Raw genomic sequence first — 18,433 nt, 5'->3', positions numbered from 1 at the left:
GAGACTTTTGTTAAAGAAAAAAGGCGTTTGTGCCATTTCGTTGTCATAGGACACGGATTGACTGTGTAGTTTAGAATTATATAATAAAAGAAGCATATCTTTTTTATTCGACAGAAAAAGGTGGAGGTGGAAGCATTGGGAAGTTGAAATTGCATATGAGCGGCAGAATGGCAAATATCCTACATTTTCGAAGGAGGTGGACCTATTTGCCGAAGAATGACGGCGAATAGGATGAAAATTTGAGTGACCCCTTACCGAGTATTTTAAATTTAGTAATCATTGGTTTACTTGTATTAATGAATGGTTTCTTTGTGTCGGCGGAATTTGCGATGGTGAAAGTTCGTGGAAGCCGGATTGAGGCTTTGGTGGAAACAGGCAACAAAAATGCCATCTATGCTTCCAATATCGTACGTAATCTGGATGCATATCTGTCAGCTTGCCAACTAGGTATAACTTTGGCTTCACTGGGACTCGGGTGGCTGGGAGAACCGGCAATTGCACATCTGTTAGAGCCCATGTTTACCGCATTTGGACTGGGACCAGTCTACGTTCATGGAATCTCTATTGCCATTGCATTTGTGATTATTACGATCTTGCACATTGTACTGGGAGAACTTGCTCCCAAAACGATGGCAATTCGAAAGTCTGAGACGATCACGTTGTGGTCTGCGGCTTTGCTAACGTTCTTCTACAAGTTAATGTATCCATTCATATGGGCACTGAACGGTATGGCTAACGGCTTGTTGAGACTGTTCCGAATGGCACCAGCTTCGGAGATGGACTCCGCACATAGCGAAGATGAAATACGCATTCTGATGAAAGAAAGCAATAAGAGCGGTTTAATTGATAACACTGAATTAGCACTTGTTGATAATATATTTGATTTTACGGATACAACCGCCCGTGAAATTATGATTCCTCGAACGGAAATGATCTGTCTGAATGCCAATGAGTCCATGCTGGAGAATCTGGAGATTGCCAGTGAGAGTATGCGAACAAGGTATCCGGTATATAACGGAGACAAGGATCATATTATCGGCTTTATTCACATTAAGGATCTGATGCGATCCCAACTTACGGATACCATCTCTGTGATCCGGCCCATCCTGGCTGTGCCAGATACCACGCTAATCAGTGATCTGCTCAAACGTATGCAGCGTAGCAAGACACAGATTGCGATTCTGATTGATGAATACGGCGGAACCTCCGGCCTTGTCACACTTGAAGATATCATGGAAGAGATCGTAGGCGAGATTCAGGATGAATTCGACCATGAGCGTCCTGTCATTGAACAAGTGGATGAGATGGAATACTCTATTGATGGATTGATGCTGATTGAAGAAGTCAGCGAACGATTCGGACTGGAGATGGATCGTGCCGATTACGATACCATCGGGGGCTGGTTATACTCCAGAGTAGATGCCATTCCACCTGAGGTCGGTCAATCGGTTGAGTATGGGGGTTATGTATTTGTCATTCAAGAGACAGAGCATAAGCGGATTTCCCGAGTAAATGTGATTAAGCTGGAACTGTTGGTTGAAGAAGAAGGCGCGTAGCCGGATCGAAATTGTAACAAATGAAGCTGTATGGTGACGTAATGGTCATCGTACAGCTTTTTTTGCATGCTCATGATTCTTTGGGTGCATGAATGACAATATCGGCGTAACGATTCTCCGTGACCAAGCTGTTCTCGATAGAAATTCGCTTATAAGTGACGTAAACATTCTCTCCCGGAGCAAGATCATACTGGATATTCAGCTTTTTTCGAGTGGATTGGGTTGTTATCGGTGTCTTAATGGTGATGATGGCGTACATAGGCGTATCGACAAAAGTAACCTCGTGAGAATTGTAGTCCCCCACCTTAGTGGTGGATAACACGGGATTTTGCTTAAACTGGGTCAGGTGATCATTCACCATGCCAAGTGTTACGGGTAACACATAAAACAGAAGTACCAGAGGCAGAAGGCAGAAAGCAATCCCGAAAACACGTAAAAATTTGACATGGGAAAGGGTTCGTCCGCTCTGCTTGAGTAAAAGAAAAGCAAGGACGGGGGACAGTACAAGTCCCCAGATCATAAAGGGCAATACATAGCGTTCAATCCCCATGCTTATCCAGCTTTCCCGAGCTGTAGCCAAGAAATATATTAAGGTCCCTGCGGTAAGCGCACTCACCAAGATAACAAGCCAACGTTTGAACGAGCCGGAAACTTCGATATGTAGTTGATTCGGATTGGAGCTGTGACGATGCCTTCTGGATTTGAATTGAAATTTACTCAAGTTATACACCTCATTTGCAAATCTTGTTGGTTCATATGGTTTCGTGTATCCATTACCCAATACATACGGGCTGGAATAATTTAGGTTTCAACTATGCTGGAGATGCATGCAAAGATAAAAGACGCTGCCGACAGAAACATCGGAGCGTCTAATTTTTTTTTGAAACCTGTCACCCGATCCGTCCGTTTATACCCTTACACAAAATCAAGTATGGAAGCGGAGGATGGATCAATATGCGGAAAATGAAAACAAAGAGTGCAGCATCTATGCTAAAAATAACCCTTGTTGTCTTGTTAATGGTGCCAACAATCCTGGCTATACCTACGTCCGAACCAGCCGTTGCAAGCCCGATAATCAACGTGTCCTCTGGTGCCCTTACAGCTCCGCCACCGCCAGAACCATCCATCCATTCGCTTGCTACCAATTCCGAACGTGGACATATCTATCAAGCGGTCGGTGCAGTCATTCCGGGGGGTGGACTATCGGCTATCGTCAATACCAAGACCATGACATATACAGCAATGAAGACACTTTCCGTAGATTATCGACTTGAGCGCTGGACAGGAACAGCATGGGTAACTTTCAAAACGGGTTCCAACAATGCAACGAATACAAACTTATTGAATGCCGCATCGGATTGGACCGTAATGCCAGGATATTATTATCGCGTTACCAGTATTCATACAGCGTATGATGGAAGTGCCACGGAAACAAGCAAACATGTCTCTGGCACCGTGTTATTTTGATCTTATCGACGGGTGCTACCCGGAAACTTCTGCTCTTGAAAATCGTTGGCAATAGCAGTCATTTCTTCTTCCGAAAGGGTGCCAAACAGACTCATATTGTTGGAACCCATCATCCACTGAAAGGAGTTATAAGGTGGGCCGATATACATCAGTGCTTCCGAGCCATCCGCCAGCTTTACGGTGCTCATATCACGAAGCATGGCTCCTTCAATTTTCTCCCCAGGCATGACATAGATATAATCAAACTGGATAATCTCATCTTCTATGCTTTTGCCTTCACTGGTATATTGAACTCTCATTTGGTTGGACTCATAATAATCGTCTGGATTCACAGGGTTTTCAGTATCAAGCACGAGTTCGAATTTGACCTTGTTGAATCGCTCGGGAATGGCCTTGGATAACAGAAAGTCACCCATGAACCCTTCGCGTGCAATCTCTTCCGTAACAAGTACTGGACGAAACTGATGGCTCGATAACTCATACGAAGGTGTATTAAGAGCTTCTTCTTCTTGTACCTTAAGAATGTCGTCCAAGCTGGTTTCTGGTGGTGGAGGCGTTTTGGCTGTTGACGGATCAGCCCCCAGTTGGGTCGTACGATCCTCAATGATAATGGATTTCATGCCATTGCCCCAATCCTTGATGGATTGCACAAAAGGGGATACCGCTTGCGTACCGGACGGCAGGCTGAAAATAACGGCCCCGATAGTTACGGATGCAGCGACTACAACTGAAAGTCGCAAGGTACGTATTCTTTTTTTACGTAAACCGATTCTGTTAATTTCCCTGTTTACCTTCTGCCAGGATTGCCGCATGGATTCGGTATGGGAGGCGGAAGGGGCAGAGACGGCCTGATGGAAAGCTTCATCAAAAGCCAGGTCAAACGCAGCGTCGAAATATTCGTCTTCCAGCTCTGAATCGAATCGCTCCACGTTTTTATCGGACTTGCCTTTGCTCAATGCTTCCACCCCATTCCTTATGTAATTTCTTCTTAATACTGCCACGGGCTCTGAACAAGCGTTGCTTCACAATGTCTTCGGAGGTATCCAGCAGTTCGGCCATCTCTCGGTAGGAGAGACCTTTTTTCCACCGTAACTCCACCAGTACACGATATTCCGGTTTGAGCTGTCTGAGATAATATTCAATGGACTCTTCCATCATCTGCGTTTCTACCATGCTTTCCACGGAAGCTGCGGTCTGATTCATCGTCTCCATATCTATAAAAACACTATCCGTATCCAATTGGTTACGGTTATTTTTATTTTTTCTCAGATAATTAATAGCTGTGTTCCGTGTGACAACCTTGAGCCAGGCTTTCAGTTTGACCTCGTCTTCAAAGATGGGTTTGTTTTTAATGATTTTGATAAAAGCTTCCTGAATAATATCTTCTGCTGCAGCACGCTCCTTGATGATATAAACAATAAGACCATGTACCATATTATAATATTCATAATACACTTCTTCTTGAAGTGCAGAGCCTAAATTATGGAAATCTGAGGCTAGTAATAACTGGAGCCGATTGGCCATGATGTTCTCCTTTCTGGTGAACAGTCCACAAACATTGGTATCATTACATTTTACAACATAATATGGAAACGGTACAATGGGAGGTTGGTCAGGGAAAAACCAGATGAGAGAAGTGTGTATAACATGCGGGAAAGTTTGCTGAAAATTAATAAAAGGCCGTCTCGCCAACCATGAATACATGGTTGCAAGACAGCCTTTCGACTATTCAGAGAACATACATTACGGGAGATAACTCTCCGCGATCATTTAGAACGCCCAGTCTCCCTTAAGGAAGATGGCTTCACGTTCGCCGTTTGCCGTGATACCGTAGATGTCCGTCTCGGGAGAGCCCATCATGAAGTCCACATGGGTGATGCTGGTGTTCATGCCACGAGCCGCAAGTTCTTCAGGAGACATCGTTTTGCCACCTTCGATATTGAATGCATAGGAACTGCCAATCGCAAGATGGCACGACGCATTCTCATCATACAATGTAGTGTAATACAGGATGCCACTCTCAGAGATCGGTGAATGGAAGGGAACCAAAGCGACTTCGCCGAGGTAATGAGATCCTTCATCCATGGAAATGAGTCTTTCCAGCGTATCCTGACCTTCTTCAGCATGAAAATCAATGATACGTCCGTTCTCAAATGTGAGTGAAAAACGATCAATGATACTACCGCCATAGCTGAGTGGTTTGGTGCTGGACACTTTGCCATTAACGCCATGTTTGGCTGGAGCGGTGAATACTTCCTCTGTCGGGATATTCGCGACAAAAGGGGTGCCTTGCTCATTCACGCTACCTGCCTGCGCCCAGATATGACCTTCTGGAAGCTCGACAGTAAGATCCGTCCCTGGGGAGAGGAAATGTAATGCTTGATACTTCTTGTTGTTCAGGGCAACGGCTTTGGTCTCCAGTCGTTCAATATGCTGTTCCCAAGCCGCTACAGGGTCCTCCAGATCGGCTCTCACCGCAGCAAAAATGGCTTCCCACAACTGGCTAACCTGCTCAGCTGCCGGGAGATCCGGGAATACTTTGGCTGCCCAATCGGGCGAAGGACATGCCACACCCGTCCAGCTCATTTTATCCGCCTGTTGATACTGACGGTACTTGGCCATCGCCTGACCATATGTACGCTGATGGGTGGAAATCCGCTCCGGGTCAATACCTTTCATTAGGTCTGGGCTGGATGACAATACGGTCAGGAAGGCTGCATTATTGGCCGCCAGTTCTTCAAGCTCCGCTGCATGCCATTTCGGCGGCTCTTGGAAGGATTCCTCAGGGGCCATCTCAAACCGCAATCGATTGACGGTTTCATCTCCGTATTTTACAATCACCTGCTTGGCTCCAGCTTCATATCCCTTACGTACCAGCAAACGTACAAATTCAGCGGTATCAATCATCGCAGAGATGACAAATACTTGCCCTGGTTGCACATTAGCACCTACTCTTACAGCAAGTTCAGCGTAACGATCCAGTTTTTGTTCAAAACTTAACATATGAGTTCCCTCCAATTGTTGAATTTTTGACCTGTTGACGCAGGAAAAGAGAGGAGTAATCTCCTCTCTCCTAAATCACATCAAACGGGATTAGAATGCCCAGTTTCCTTGCAGGAAGATCGGCTCTTCCGCGCCTTCGGAGGTCACACCGTGGATGTTCATTTCTCCGGATCCAATCATGAAGTCTACATGAGTGAGGCTGGAGTTCATACCACGTTCAATCAGCTCTTCTTTGGACATCGTTTTACCACCTTCCAGACAGAAGGCATAAGCATTACCAATCGCCAAATGGTTGGAGGCATTTTCATCAAACAAAGTATTGTAGAACAAAATATTGGTATCGGAAATTGGGGACTGATGTGGAACGAGGGCTACTTCACCCAGATAGTGTGCGCCATCATCTATCTCGATCAGGTTTTTGAGTGCATCGAGACCTTGATCGGCGGTATAGTCAACAATTCGGCCGTTCTCGAATGTTAGTGAGAAACCGTCAATCAGGTTGCCGCCGTAGCTCAGTGGTTTCGTGCTTCGCACTGTACCGTTAACACCCGTTTTCAGCGGAGCCGTGAATACTTCTTCCGTAGGCATATTGGCAATAAAGACATGTCCTTGCTCATTCACACTTCCACCGGATACCCAGATATGGCCTTCTGGAAGTTCAATGGTCAAGTCTGTGCCTGGAGCTGTATAGTGAAGCTTCTTGTATTTTTTGTTGTTCAACAGATCAGCGCGGGAATCCAGGTTTTGCAAATGGGTTTTCCATTCGGCAACAGCATCCTGCTCACCGATCCGTACCGTTTTGAAAATGACATCCCACAGGCGGTCCACTTGTTGCGCTTCCGGCAGATCCGGGAACACTTTAGCTGCCCATTCCGGAGAAGGAACGGCCACGATAGACCAGCTGAATTTGTCAGCCATCTGATAAGAACGATATTTTTCGAGCGCTTTGCCGCGCACTTTTTGGCTAGTAATAATGCGTTCCTGCGCTACACCGTTCAGCAAATCTGGATTTTCAGCGATGACGTGCAGAATAGCGGCACCTTCTTCAACCAGTTCAGTCATTTCAGCTGCAAACCATTTCGGTTCAATGGAGAAGGCTTCATCAGGTGCAAGATCGTAATGAAGACGTGTAACGGTTTCATCACTCCAGTTTACTTTGACCAATTTCGCACCTTTACCGTAGGCTGCTTTGACAATCAGTCGTACAAAGTGTGCTGCCGAGATTGGAGCGTTAACCACGAGTGTCTGTCCAGGATGGACATTGACACCGACTTGTACAGCCAGTTCAGCATATTGCTGCAGATTCGTTTCAAAAGTATTCATGCTATTTTTTCCTCCAATGTGATAATAATATCGTAGCTTGTTGGCTATTATAGTCCTCATTACAACTATGTAAGGACTCAGAATGGTTCCTTCATTGAATAAGGTATACGTTGCTACGTTATATATTGTACAATTAACCAATAATAATTACCAAACCTAGGTTTACCAGAAATGTTGGAGACCGACTGTAGATGAAAGATTAAAGGAGAGAATGATTGTGAATATTGAAATTATAAGTGCTGAAATGCGCCGTGAAGGTGAAAAAGGATACGTGGGAAATACCGTTTACCGCACAGAAGGCGAAAAGTCAGTATATGAGATTACCTTCATGAGCAAGAACGGAAAAGACTGGGACTATAGCTTGCATTTCACAGAGCAATCCGGTGATGAAGAAGAGTTACTGCGTATGGACGAGTTGCTTGAGAATGATGACGATCTGTACAATCAATTGCTCGATGCTGCTTTGGAGGCATTTCCAGCTTAACTAGCTGAGATGTTCTTGTTCTATTGTGTTGTGTCGATGACTATACTAGACGGTGTATGCCCAAAACAGGGTGTATACCGTCTATTTTATTGGAAATGTTGAATAGATGATCCAGAAAAGGGAAGTCTACGAGATGAATGGAACCAGAGAGACAATCCGCCTAATGGGAGGTAACCGTGAATGGCATCTGACAATCTGATTACAGAAGGATTGACGGGACTTGAAGAAGTCGCGCCCGATATTCTCAGTCTACGTACACTATTCGTTAATGTCGTGTTCATCGGAGAGCCAGGAAGCAGGAACTGGGTCCTCGTGGACACCGGAATGGCGAGGTTCACAGATCATATTGTTCAGGTTGCAACAGAACGATTTCAAGGTCCGCCGTCTGCGATCATATTGACGCATGGTCACTTCGACCATGTAGGAACCGTTATTGAGCTGGAACAATTCTGGGGTGTGCCAGTGTATGCTCATCCGCTTGAAATTCCGTATTTAACGGGATTAAAAGATTACCCGCCAGCGGACCCTTCTGTAGGTGGAGGTCTAATGTCCAGGTTGTCATTTGCTTATCCCAATGAGGCAATCAATCTGGATGATCGGATATTCAGTCTACCCAAAGATCATTCCGTTCCAGTCGTATCAGGATGGGAGTGGGTTCACACGCCAGGTCATACGCCTGGGCATGTGTCGCTGTTTCGAGAAGCAGACCGTTTGTTAATTGCGGGAGACGCAATCATCACAGTGAAGCAGGAGTCGCTGTGGAATGTGTTGCTTCAGGACAAACAGTTGCATGGCCCGCCATCTTATTTCACAACCGATTGGCAGGCTGCTCATCAATCTGTCCAGTATATCAGGCACCTGGAGCCGAAACTTGCGATTACCGGGCACGGGCATGCCTTGAGCGGAGATATGCTGAGTGAATCCTTGAAGCGGCTTGATCTGGACTTTGAAGAGAGCACTGTGCCGGATCATGGCAAATATGTGGATTAATTGAACCATCATATGAAAGACAGCAGAGACAGCCGTAACGTATTGCAGCTGTCTTTTTCCTGTCTTTTTTGTTTTTCTATTATGAATTTGTTCTCTATCATAGATTGGTATTTTACGCTCGGGCATGATATAGTCGAGCCGTATAATATAACCTTAGTATGCAGGAGGTACATATAACGATGACACAGCAAAATGCAGCATTTGAAGAACAATTTGGAGGGATACCAGCCATTTGGCTTCGTTTTAATCAGTTTGAAGCGGCAGTTATTCCAAGCGTAGGTGCGAACCTCGTTGCTTTCCGTGATACAGAAAAGGGTTTTCGTTACTTGAGAGAACCGAATCAGGATCAGATGGATGAGTTTATGGCTGCACCTGCGGTCTATGGAATTCCGATTCTTTCTCCACCGAACCGTTATGAGGATGGACGCTTCCCCTGGAACGGTAAAGTCTATCAGTTGCCTGTGAACGAACCAGCTACAGGTAACCATTTGCATGGATTTTTGCATGATGCCGAGTGGAAGGTTGAGGGATACGGTTCTGATCAGCTGGAGAGTTATGTGTTGCTTAGCCAGGACGTGAAAGAAGGACATACATTCCATCAATACCTGCCGTTTACGTTTACGGTGACACTTCGTTACTCTTTGAGCAGCCAAGGACTTCAGCAACAATTGATCGTCCGCAACAACGGGACTGAATATATGCCGAATTTGTTTGCATTCCACACGGCGATTGCTGTACCTTTTGCACCGGACAGTCAAGCCTCGGATTACACGGCCAAAGTTACGATTGGACAACGTCGTGAATTGAATGAGCGTTCTCTGCCAACAGGAAAATTTCAACCGCTTACACCTGAGGAAGAACAATTGAAGAAAGACGGGGTTAGTCCGTTCTTTGCTGCCATGGATAATCATTACACTGCGGAACCGCAGAATGGACGTAACTATATGGAACTTACGGACAACCGTACTGGAGACAAACTGGTATATGATGTGGGTACATCCTACAAGCACTGGATGATCTGGAATAATAACATGGGTGGCGAATTCTTCTGTCCTGAACCACAGATGAACCTGGTTAACGCTCCTAATGTTGAAGGCATACCTGCAGAAGAAATCGGATTGATCGGTTTGGAACCAGGTGAACTATTCGAACAGAGTAGCCGATTGTATCCAATTGCGTCACAAAAATAATTCACGTTCATTTTGCGCTACGCTTACAATTTTGTCGAAAAGGTGAAAACCTGCTCGTAAATCATGTATAATATGACGAGATACACAAGCTTTGTAGAGACCCAAACCATCTTTTTGGAGGAGGACAAGCAAGTGGAATACCGCATTGAGAGAGATACGTTAGGCGAAATGAAAGTACCAGCCGACAGGCTGTGGGGAGCTCAGACGCAGCGCAGCAAGGAGAACTTCCCGATTGGCAATGAACATATGCCGATGGAAGTTATCCGTGCCCTTGCCATTTTGAAAAAAAGTGCTGCGGCCAGTAACCATAAATTAGGTAAATTATCTGCGGCTAAGTCCGATGCTATTGCTTATGCAGCAGACGAGATTATTGCAGGCCGAATTGATGACCATTTCCCACTGGTAGTATGGCAGACGGGAAGCGGAACACAATCCAATATGAACGTGAACGAAGTGATTGCCAATCTGGGGAACCAACTGCTGGAGCAAAAGGGCAAGGAAGAGCGTCTGCATCCAAATGATGATGTGAATATGTCCCAGAGCTCCAACGATACATTCCCAACGGCTCTGCATGTTGCAGGTGTTCTGGCTGTTGAGGATCAACTCTTGCCGGCCATTGCGGTATTAAAAGCCACTTTTGCAGACAAGTCGGAGGCATTCAAGGATATTATCAAGATTGGACGTACTCACCTCCAGGATGCAACACCAATTACGCTTGGTCAGGAGATCAGTGGTTGGGAAGCCATGCTGGGCAAGAGTGAGCGTATGATCCGTGAAAGTGTACAGTATCTGAAGGAGCTTGCAATTGGCGGTACAGCTGTCGGAACGGGCATTAATGCGCATCCGGACTTTGGGGACTTCACTGCCAAGGAGATTGGCAAACATACGGGGAAAGATTTTGTATCTGCACCAAACAAATTCCACGCACTTACAAGTCATGATGAAGTTGTGTATGCGCACGGTGCCGTTAAAGCGCTTGCAGCTGATTTGATGAAAATTGCCAATGATGTCCGCTGGTTGGCCAGTGGCCCTCGTAGTGGATTGGGCGAAATCCGTATTCCTGAGAATGAGCCAGGCAGCTCCATTATGCCGGGTAAAGTCAACCCAACTCAGAGCGAGGCTATCACTATGGTGGTTACGCAGGTCATGGGTAATGATGCAGCGATTGGTTTCGCGGCAAGTCAGGGTAATTTTGAACTGAATGTATTCAAACCGGTTATCATCTATAACTTCTTGCAATCGGTGCAACTCCTGGCGGACTCCATTATTGCGTTTAATGACAAGTGTGCCGTGGGCATCGAGCCTAATCTGGATCAGATTGAACATAATCTGAACAATTCGCTTATGCTGGTTACAGCGCTTAACCCGCATATTGGTTATGAGAATGCAGCCAAAATCGCGAAACTTGCGCATAAAGAAGGTTTGTCCTTGAAACAGGCGACGTTACAAACGGGCCTGCTTACCGAAGAGCAATTTGATCAATATGTCGATCCAGCCAAAATGATCGCTCCAAAGGCCTAAAATCAGCCGAAATGAGCAATATAGATCACTGAAGAGGACGACCTGCACAAGCAGGTCGTTTTTCTTATGATTACCGATGAACTTAATGCTTGTCAGACTATACGTATACATATAAACTACATATGCACCAGTTTTAATTTAATTATGGGATTCGTATATATTTGGAGGTTTCCGCGTTGTCAAAAACGAGAAGATTTACGATACGCTCCAAAATTTTATTGGGCTATCTTGTGGTTGTGCTTTTGTTTGGAGCTGTTCTGTTAGTGCTTACGGCCCAAATTAATGTGTTACAGAAGGAAAATGATTTTATCTCCCATCATGATCTGGAAGTACATAATCTGACCAACGCGATTGAAAAAAATGTCTTGAACATGGAGACAGGACAGCGTGGATTCATGATTACAGGTAATGAAAGTTACTTGGAGCCTTATTCCCAAGGCCTATCCCAGTGGAGTTCCAACTATGATCAGTTGAATGCTCTCATTAGCGATAATCCTTCACAGCAGCAGAGTCTGCAAAGCATCAAAGCTCATATTACACGCTGGATTGAGATCGCTGGGGAGCCGTCGGTGGACTTGAAAAAGCAAGGGGATCAAGCGAAAGTTGTTACATTCTTTCAATCTGATCCGGGTAAAACTGAAATTGATCTACTGCGCTCTCAACTTACAACCTTCCGTAATACAGAGATCGCTCTGACCGAGGCGAGGGTTACTGAACTTGCCAGACGTAGCTCCACACTGCTGACGATTATGTACACGCTGTGGGGTATTATTGCAGCATTATCCATTGTAGCCGCGATTGTGATATCCGGAAATATCGTCAAAACGTTGCGAGATGTTATGCAGACCATCAGTGATATCTCCAAAGGTGGAAACCTGAAGCAGCGGATTCAGGTGCGCACACATGATGAAGTGGGAGACCTGGGCCACGAAACCAACAAATTACTGGATGAAGTACAGGAACAGAATCGGGTCAAGGACCAGATTACAGGCATTGCCACACTCTTACAGAACCCGACCAATCTGGAAGGATTGTCCCGCTTGTTCCTGAACGAGCTAGCCATGTTGTTTGAAGTTCCCTATAGCGTCTTATATTACTGGAAAGACAATCGACTGCTGCGCTTGGCTGCATATGCTGGGGATGGAGAGAAAGAACGTTCGCTCGGTAAAGTGTCGCTTGCTCCGGGTGAGGGGCTTGTAGGTCAAAGTGCTGTGGAGAAGCGAGTTTTACGCATGAATGATCTGCCCCAGAACTATATCCGAATCTCTTCGGGTCTTGGGTATACATCTGCCACATCACTTACTGTAGTACCGGTCCTCTTCGAAGGCAGAACGATTGCGGTAATCGAGCTTGCTTCAATGAAGCCGTTGCAAGAGAATGATATGAAGCTTATGCAAGAACTGACGGATATTTTTAGTGTTTCCCTACACTCTACCGTCACTCGCATGGAATTACAGCAATTATATGATGAGTCACAAGTTCTAAATGAAGAATTACAGGCACAATCGGAGAAACTTCAGGCTCAGACCGAAGAGATGCTGTCTCAGACGGAGGAACTGCAGATGCAGACCGAAGAGCTTCATATGCTGAACGATCGTCTGGAAGTACAGAAGAGTGCTGCAGAGACATCAGCCAATGAACTTTCGGTTGTGGCAGATCAGTTACGAACAAGCTCGGGGTACAAATCCGAATTCTTGGCGAACATGTCCCATGAACTGCGGACACCGCTCAACAGCATGTTGATTTTATCTGAGATATTGTCTGAAAATAAAAATCAACACTTGAATAGTGAAGAGCAGAACTATGCTTCAGTCATTCACAAATCAGGAAAAGACCTGCTGAATCTGATCAATGATATTCTGGATCTATCCAAGGTGGAAGCCGGACAGATGGAAGTGGATTTCGATGATGTCTATCTGGGCAGTGTTCCTGAAGTTATGAACCAGTATTTCCTGAAAACAGCGGAACAGAAAAAAATAGATTTCCGAATTCAGCTCCAAAGTCCTTTACCGGAAACGATCGTGACGGATGAGATGAGATTGCATCAGATTCTCCGAAACCTGCTCTCGAACGCATTCAAGTTCACCAGTGAGGGTGAAGTTGCCTTAACCATCTCCAAAATGAGTCTGGCTCATCCTGAATTGAAAGATCAAGAGACCGACGTGATTGCTTTTTCCGTCAGTGATACAGGGATCGGAATTGCGGATAACAAACTCGTGCAGATCTTCGATGCTTTTAAACAGGCGGATGGAGCTACAGCACGTAAATACGGGGGAACCGGACTTGGCCTGTCTATCTCTCAATCGCTTGCGAATTTGCTGGGGGGTTCAATCTCGGCAACAAGTCGTGAGGGGCAGGGCAGCGTGTTCACGCTATTCCTGCCACTGCGAAGAGATGAACCTGAGACTATGAATGCATCGCGGTTGTTCCTGAATGAGGTGGCTACCACTACACCTGAGATCACTAAGCTTCCTTCAATCACTTCCGGACAATCGGATGTTTTATTGACACCTCTGGAAGAAGCGTTGCTCAGCGGACGCCAAGTACTTGTCGTTGATGATGATATACGTAATGTATATGCCCTGGCTAACGCCCTTGAGCAATACGGTATGAATGTCATTTCAGCGCAGAACGGGTACGAGTGTCTGGAATTGTTGGAGCGTGGAGGAGTCAAACCTGATATCATCATGATGGATATTATGATGCCGGAACTGGATGGTTATGAGACAACTCGCCAGATCCGTGAACGACTTGGTCTGACTCAGCTTCCGATTATTGCGCTGACAGCCAAGGCCATGAAAGAGGATCGGGAGAAATGTATTGCAGCAGGTGCTTCGGACTATCTCAGCAAACCACTGAATATCAAAGATGTATTATCCCGTATGAAATTATGGATGAATCACGAAACCATGGAAATCTGATCTAAAAACCTATGCCGATTACAGGAAAGTGCGCTGTAATTAGGTCATAGGTTTTATTTTTTTGCCGTGTAAGCTTTATTCAGAAAATTGATGTTATAATACTTAACAACAAATAAAAGTTGAACGCATAAATATGGATTTAATTAGAAAAACAATGCAAAATTTAGTTTCGATAACCAGATTGACATAACATTGTGTTATATATATGGGAGGTAGTGTCCATGCAACTTACGGTTAAAGAGGCTTTACAGGTGTACCCGTTGTCAGAGGCCAAACTGGTTGCGGGTGGAGAAGGGACTTCACGGATGATGAAATCCGTTAACGTCATGGACGCTCCTGATATCGCGGATTGGATCAAATCCGGAGAAATGTTGTTCACCACCGCTTTTATTATGAAAGACAGTGAGACGGATGCACTACGTTTGATGCGACGTTTGAATGAACGCGGCTGTGCAGGACTCGGCATCAAGCTGGGACGTTTCTGGCAGTCCATTCCCCAAGGTATTGTCGAGGAAGCTGATCGGCTTCGTTTGCCACTCCTTGAGCTCCCCTTTCAATTCACCTTCTCCGACCAGATGAATGCCTTGTTCAAGGCTGAACATGAACGTAGCAACCGTTTGCTGCATGAGGTTGTGCAAAAGCAGAAAAAATTAATGCAGTTTGCGCTGCAACAGCAGCCACATCGGAATGTGTTTGCCGAACTTGCCACGGTACTGAACTATCCGCTTGCCGTCATTGGTTCACGTGGGCATGTGCTGTATGGTAGTGAAGGCATTGCAGGGGATGCTGTAACCCAAGGCTGGCCTTGGAAATCCGTCATGCACCGAGTGAAATGGAATCAAGGGAGCTGTCATCGCGTACCGATTAAGCAAAATGATGAAGAGTACGGGTCGTTGCTTGTGTTTACGGATTCAGCCCTATCGCTTCGAGCAGAGGAAGAGCTGTTTCAACAGGCTGCCGATGTGCTGGCATTTTATATGGATATGACTTATCGCGAGCATATTAATCCGACCGTGCAAGATGAGATGCGTACACTGCTTTCACAGTATCTGGATAACAAAATGACTGTTCAGGAATTGACCACCTTGAGTGAGAACAAAGGTGTACATCTATTCCAGGGAACTTATCAGTGCGTATTGATTACACTTGAGCCGACTCTGTTTGCCGAGGGAAAGTTGCTTAAACAGATTCATCGCGAGTTGCAATACAATCCGCTGATGCAATTCACGGCCTCACAGCATTTTCAGATTGAGGATGGCATTCTGTCCATCTACACCTGTCCAACAGGGCGAGATTATGGAGAGGAGCTGTCAAGTTTTCTCTTGAGCCGTTTCGGTGATGTTCTGGCAGCGCAAGAAGCAAAAGGAGCACCGGCTCCGCGTTTCTGGATCAGCAAAATGAAACATGAGCCCAAATCGCTCCGTGAAGCATACCAGGAGTGTCTGGATACTCGACAACTGGCTCGTCGATTCGGCATGAAAGACCGTGCGTTGCAATTTGAAATGCTTGAATTTGCCTATGTGTTTCAACACGTACCGGATAACATCATGGAGAACTACTGCAACAAAGTACTTGAACCGTTACTTGCCAGGGACGGTGACCCCAATCAGGTATTGATGAATACATTGGAGTCCTTTATCGAAAATGATGGACTGATCAATGAAGCTGCCAAACAACTGTTTGTGCATCGCAACACGGTCACTTATCGGATGGAGAAAGTCGGCAGCTTGCTGCAAATGGACTTTAAGAAAACGAATGATCTGCTTAAGTTAAAGCTGGTATTCACCTTCCGCAAGTTCGTGCGGGACAAAGCAGCTGCAAGACCGCACAATGTCCAACTCTAGACCGCAAATTGTGCAACATGACAATGCTAGCGGGTTAGACCCCCAAGAACCGCATTCCGTTGATGGAGTGCGGTTTTTTCATGTTTGAGGACAACAAAAGCTGATCTTCCCGTGCACAGCAAACAAATCACAACTCTGATGTTATGTTATATTACAAAATTGCGTAAATATTGTTGTCGCGACATTGAACGGCACTTAGAATGAAGAACAATAATCCACAACAGACCGGAGGTTCTAACATGAGCGACTTAATTAAACTTGTTAACAACTGGTCTATCACACAGTTTGTGCATGCGTTTGGCGGCTTATTTGAGGAATCACCATGGGTGGCTGAGCGTTCCGGGCTTTCACGACCTTTTGATTCATTTGAACAGATGATGAAAGTGATGAAAACCGTGGTTCAGGCATCGGATGAACAGGTGAAGTTGCAGTTGCTTCGAAATCACCCGGATCTTGGAGCACGAATCAGCATGAGCAGCAACTCCGTTCAGGAGCAGGCTGGTGCAGGGCTGGATTCACTTTCACAAGAACAATTCAACGAAATTCAACAATTAAACAAAGTATATACAAGCCAATTTGGCTTTCCATTCATATTGGCCGTTAAAGGCCATACCGCAAGTTCCGTCCTCGAATCCATGCGGCAACGTCATCGCCGAGGCAGGGAAGAAGAATTCGAGACTGCAATGAAGGAAGTATTCAAAATTGCGGGCATTCGTTTGGAGCAGTGGCTTGCACAGATCGGTCATGAACATGAGTTCGTGAGCAAGCCAGCCACAGTGCAGCAGCGGACGATGTATTACGGCAAAGGGGATGTGTGGATGTACCGTTCCTACGCCAAACCGTTGACGGGTATCCAGTCCATTCCGGAATCTCCTTTTATGGGACGCAGCAATATTCTGTTTGGATTGAACATCAAGGTGGCTGTGCAGGGGGATGAATTCTTGCCTTCTTTTGCAGAAGGGGATAATTCGCTGGTGGTCGCAACCGATTCGATGAAAAATTTCATTCTCAAACATGCAGCGGACTACACAGGGGCGACGGTGGAAGGATTTCTTGCGCTGGTAAGTCGGCGTTTCCTGGAGACGTATCCGCAGATGAGCAAGGTTCAGATGACAGCGGACCAGATTCCGTTTGAAGATATACCCATTGGATTAGAAGGAAGTTATCGACCGAGTGCGCTCGTATTTCGTTATTCGCAGAATGATCGGGCGACAGCTGCCGTGGAAGCAGAACGATCAGGAGACTCGATTGAACTAAGCAACCATTTCAGTGGTGTAGCCGATCTGAGACTGATCAAGGTCAAAGGCAGTGAATTTGCCGGCTTTATGCAGGATGAATATACCACTCTTCCAGAGACATGGGATCGACCGTTATTTATTTTCCTGAATATCAATTGGCGTTATGAAGACCCGAGAGATGGCATGGACGATCAGCGTGGACGGTATGTAGCGGCGGAACAGGTCAGAGATTTGGCTGCTGCGGTATTTCATGAGTGTCGATCCGCTTCCATTCAACATCTGATCTACCAGATTGGACGAAGGTTGTTAAGTCGATTTGAGCAACTGAGTGAGGTTTCATTTGAGTCCAACAACCGGACATGGGAGACAGTGCTGGAGGAAGTGAAAGAGGGGGAAGGCAAAGTGTTTACCGAGCCGAGACCGCCATATGGATTCCAGGGTTTCTCGATGACAAGGGATGATCTGGGAGCAGACGGCCGTGACTCCGGGAAAGCAGGTGACGTCTAATGGCGCTGTCTGATGGACGAATTACAACTCATGTGCTGGATACATCCAAAGGCGTGCCTGCTGCGGGTGTTCGGATCGAGCTGTATACCCTGAAGAGGGATGGAAAACAGGAAAACAAGATAAAAGTGGCTGAGTCGGTGACCAATGCGGATGGGCGTTTGGATGCACCGCTGCTGGATGGAGGCAAGTTGGAGTCAGCCATATATGAACTTCAATTCCATGTCGAGAGTTATTACGCACAGCGTTCGTTGGAGGAGCTAGGCCAGGCATTATGGACGATTGTTCCGATTCGTTTTGCTGTATCTGATGCATCAAGCCATTATCATATTCCGTTATTGATTGCTCCAGGAGGTTACAGTACATACCGGGGAAGCTGAACATGCACACAT

At 45.9% G+C, this 18,433-nt stretch carries 15 protein-coding genes; 10 read left to right on the top strand and 5 right to left on the bottom strand.

The genetic code is table 11. The features are described 5' to 3' along the window. Positions 1-239: 239 nt before the first annotated feature. On the top strand, positions 240-1,556 hold the full coding sequence (locus tag V6668_RS17280) for a hemolysin family protein (RefSeq protein ID WP_036613746.1): 1,317 nt from the start codon (positions 240-242) through the stop codon (positions 1,554-1,556). 70 nt (positions 1,557-1,626) lie between these two features. Here V6668_RS17280 and V6668_RS17275 read toward each other — a convergent pair whose 3' ends face one another. Then, on the bottom strand, positions 1,627-2,277 hold the full coding sequence (locus V6668_RS17275) for a hypothetical protein (RefSeq protein ID WP_338706251.1): 651 nt from the start codon (positions 2,275-2,277) through the stop codon (positions 1,627-1,629). Positions 2,278-2,510: 233 nt separating this feature from the next. On the opposite strand from V6668_RS17275, the gene V6668_RS17270 reads away from it, so the two are divergent. Continuing rightward, positions 2,511-3,023 carry a hypothetical protein gene (locus V6668_RS17270; protein WP_338706250.1) on the top strand — a complete coding sequence of 171 codons (513 nt, stop codon included), beginning with the start codon at positions 2,511-2,513 and terminating at the stop codon, positions 3,021-3,023. A gap of 2 nt (positions 3,024-3,025) precedes the next feature. On the opposite strand, the gene V6668_RS17265 is transcribed toward V6668_RS17270, so the two are convergent. The 4 genes from V6668_RS17265 to V6668_RS17250 form a co-directional block, all read right to left on the bottom strand. Continuing rightward, positions 3,026-3,979, bottom strand: a complete 954-nt coding sequence (locus V6668_RS17265) for a hypothetical protein (protein ID WP_127550687.1) — start codon at positions 3,977-3,979, stop codon at positions 3,026-3,028. Then, positions 3,957-4,547: an RNA polymerase sigma factor gene (locus V6668_RS17260; protein ID WP_017688141.1), complete on the bottom strand. Its 591-nt coding sequence runs from the start codon at positions 4,545-4,547 to the stop codon at positions 3,957-3,959. Before V6668_RS17260 ends, V6668_RS17265 begins: the two co-directional genes overlap by 23 nt. A gap of 246 nt (positions 4,548-4,793) precedes the next feature. After that, a complete protein-coding gene (locus tag V6668_RS17255; RefSeq protein ID WP_036613751.1) occupies positions 4,794-6,026 on the bottom strand; it encodes an aminopeptidase in 1,233 nt (410 codons plus the stop codon). 90 nt (positions 6,027-6,116) lie between these two features. Continuing rightward, complete coding sequence (locus tag V6668_RS17250) at positions 6,117-7,349, bottom strand: aminopeptidase (RefSeq protein ID WP_036613753.1); 1,233 nt, start codon at positions 7,347-7,349, stop codon at positions 6,117-6,119. A 211-nt stretch (positions 7,350-7,560) separates the two neighbouring features. Between V6668_RS17250 and V6668_RS17245 the strand changes: the two genes are divergently transcribed. From V6668_RS17245 to uraH, 8 genes are all read left to right on the top strand, one after another. Next, the gene (locus tag V6668_RS17245) at positions 7,561-7,833 is read left to right on the top strand and encodes a hypothetical protein (protein WP_047843332.1); all 273 of its coding nucleotides are present in this window, start codon (positions 7,561-7,563) and stop codon (positions 7,831-7,833) included. A gap of 180 nt (positions 7,834-8,013) precedes the next feature. Further along, entirely contained in the window at positions 8,014-8,823 is an 810-nt protein-coding gene (locus V6668_RS17240; protein WP_338706249.1) for an MBL fold metallo-hydrolase, read from the top strand. 179 nt (positions 8,824-9,002) lie between these two features. Beyond that, positions 9,003-10,013 carry an aldose 1-epimerase gene (locus tag V6668_RS17235; protein WP_338706248.1) on the top strand — a complete coding sequence of 337 codons (1,011 nt, stop codon included), beginning with the start codon at positions 9,003-9,005 and terminating at the stop codon, positions 10,011-10,013. A gap of 132 nt (positions 10,014-10,145) precedes the next feature. Then, complete coding sequence (fumC, locus tag V6668_RS17230) at positions 10,146-11,534, top strand: class II fumarate hydratase (RefSeq protein WP_017688147.1); 1,389 nt, start codon at positions 10,146-10,148, stop codon at positions 11,532-11,534. Between the two features lie 176 nt (positions 11,535-11,710). After that, a complete protein-coding gene (locus V6668_RS17225; protein WP_338706247.1) occupies positions 11,711-14,455 on the top strand; it encodes a CHASE3 domain-containing protein in 2,745 nt (914 codons plus the stop codon). 221 nt (positions 14,456-14,676) lie between these two features. Further along, complete coding sequence (locus tag V6668_RS17220; protein WP_036613758.1) at positions 14,677-16,299, top strand: PucR family transcriptional regulator; 1,623 nt, start codon at positions 14,677-14,679, stop codon at positions 16,297-16,299. Between the two features lie 239 nt (positions 16,300-16,538). Then, positions 16,539-18,044, top strand: a complete 1,506-nt coding sequence (gene pucL / locus V6668_RS17215; RefSeq protein ID WP_338706245.1) for a factor-independent urate hydroxylase — start codon at positions 16,539-16,541, stop codon at positions 18,042-18,044. Further along, complete coding sequence (gene uraH, locus V6668_RS17210; protein WP_338706243.1) at positions 18,044-18,421, top strand: hydroxyisourate hydrolase; 378 nt, start codon at positions 18,044-18,046, stop codon at positions 18,419-18,421. Before pucL ends, uraH begins: the two co-directional genes overlap by 1 nt. Positions 18,422-18,433 lie beyond the last annotated feature (12 nt).

The organism is Paenibacillus amylolyticus (assembly GCF_036894225.1).
GTDB classification, from domain to species: Bacteria; Bacillota; Bacilli; order Paenibacillales; family Paenibacillaceae; genus Paenibacillus; species Paenibacillus amylolyticus.
The sequence above is the reverse complement of the archived record's forward strand: the minus strand, read 5'-3'. Positions and strand labels throughout refer to the sequence as shown.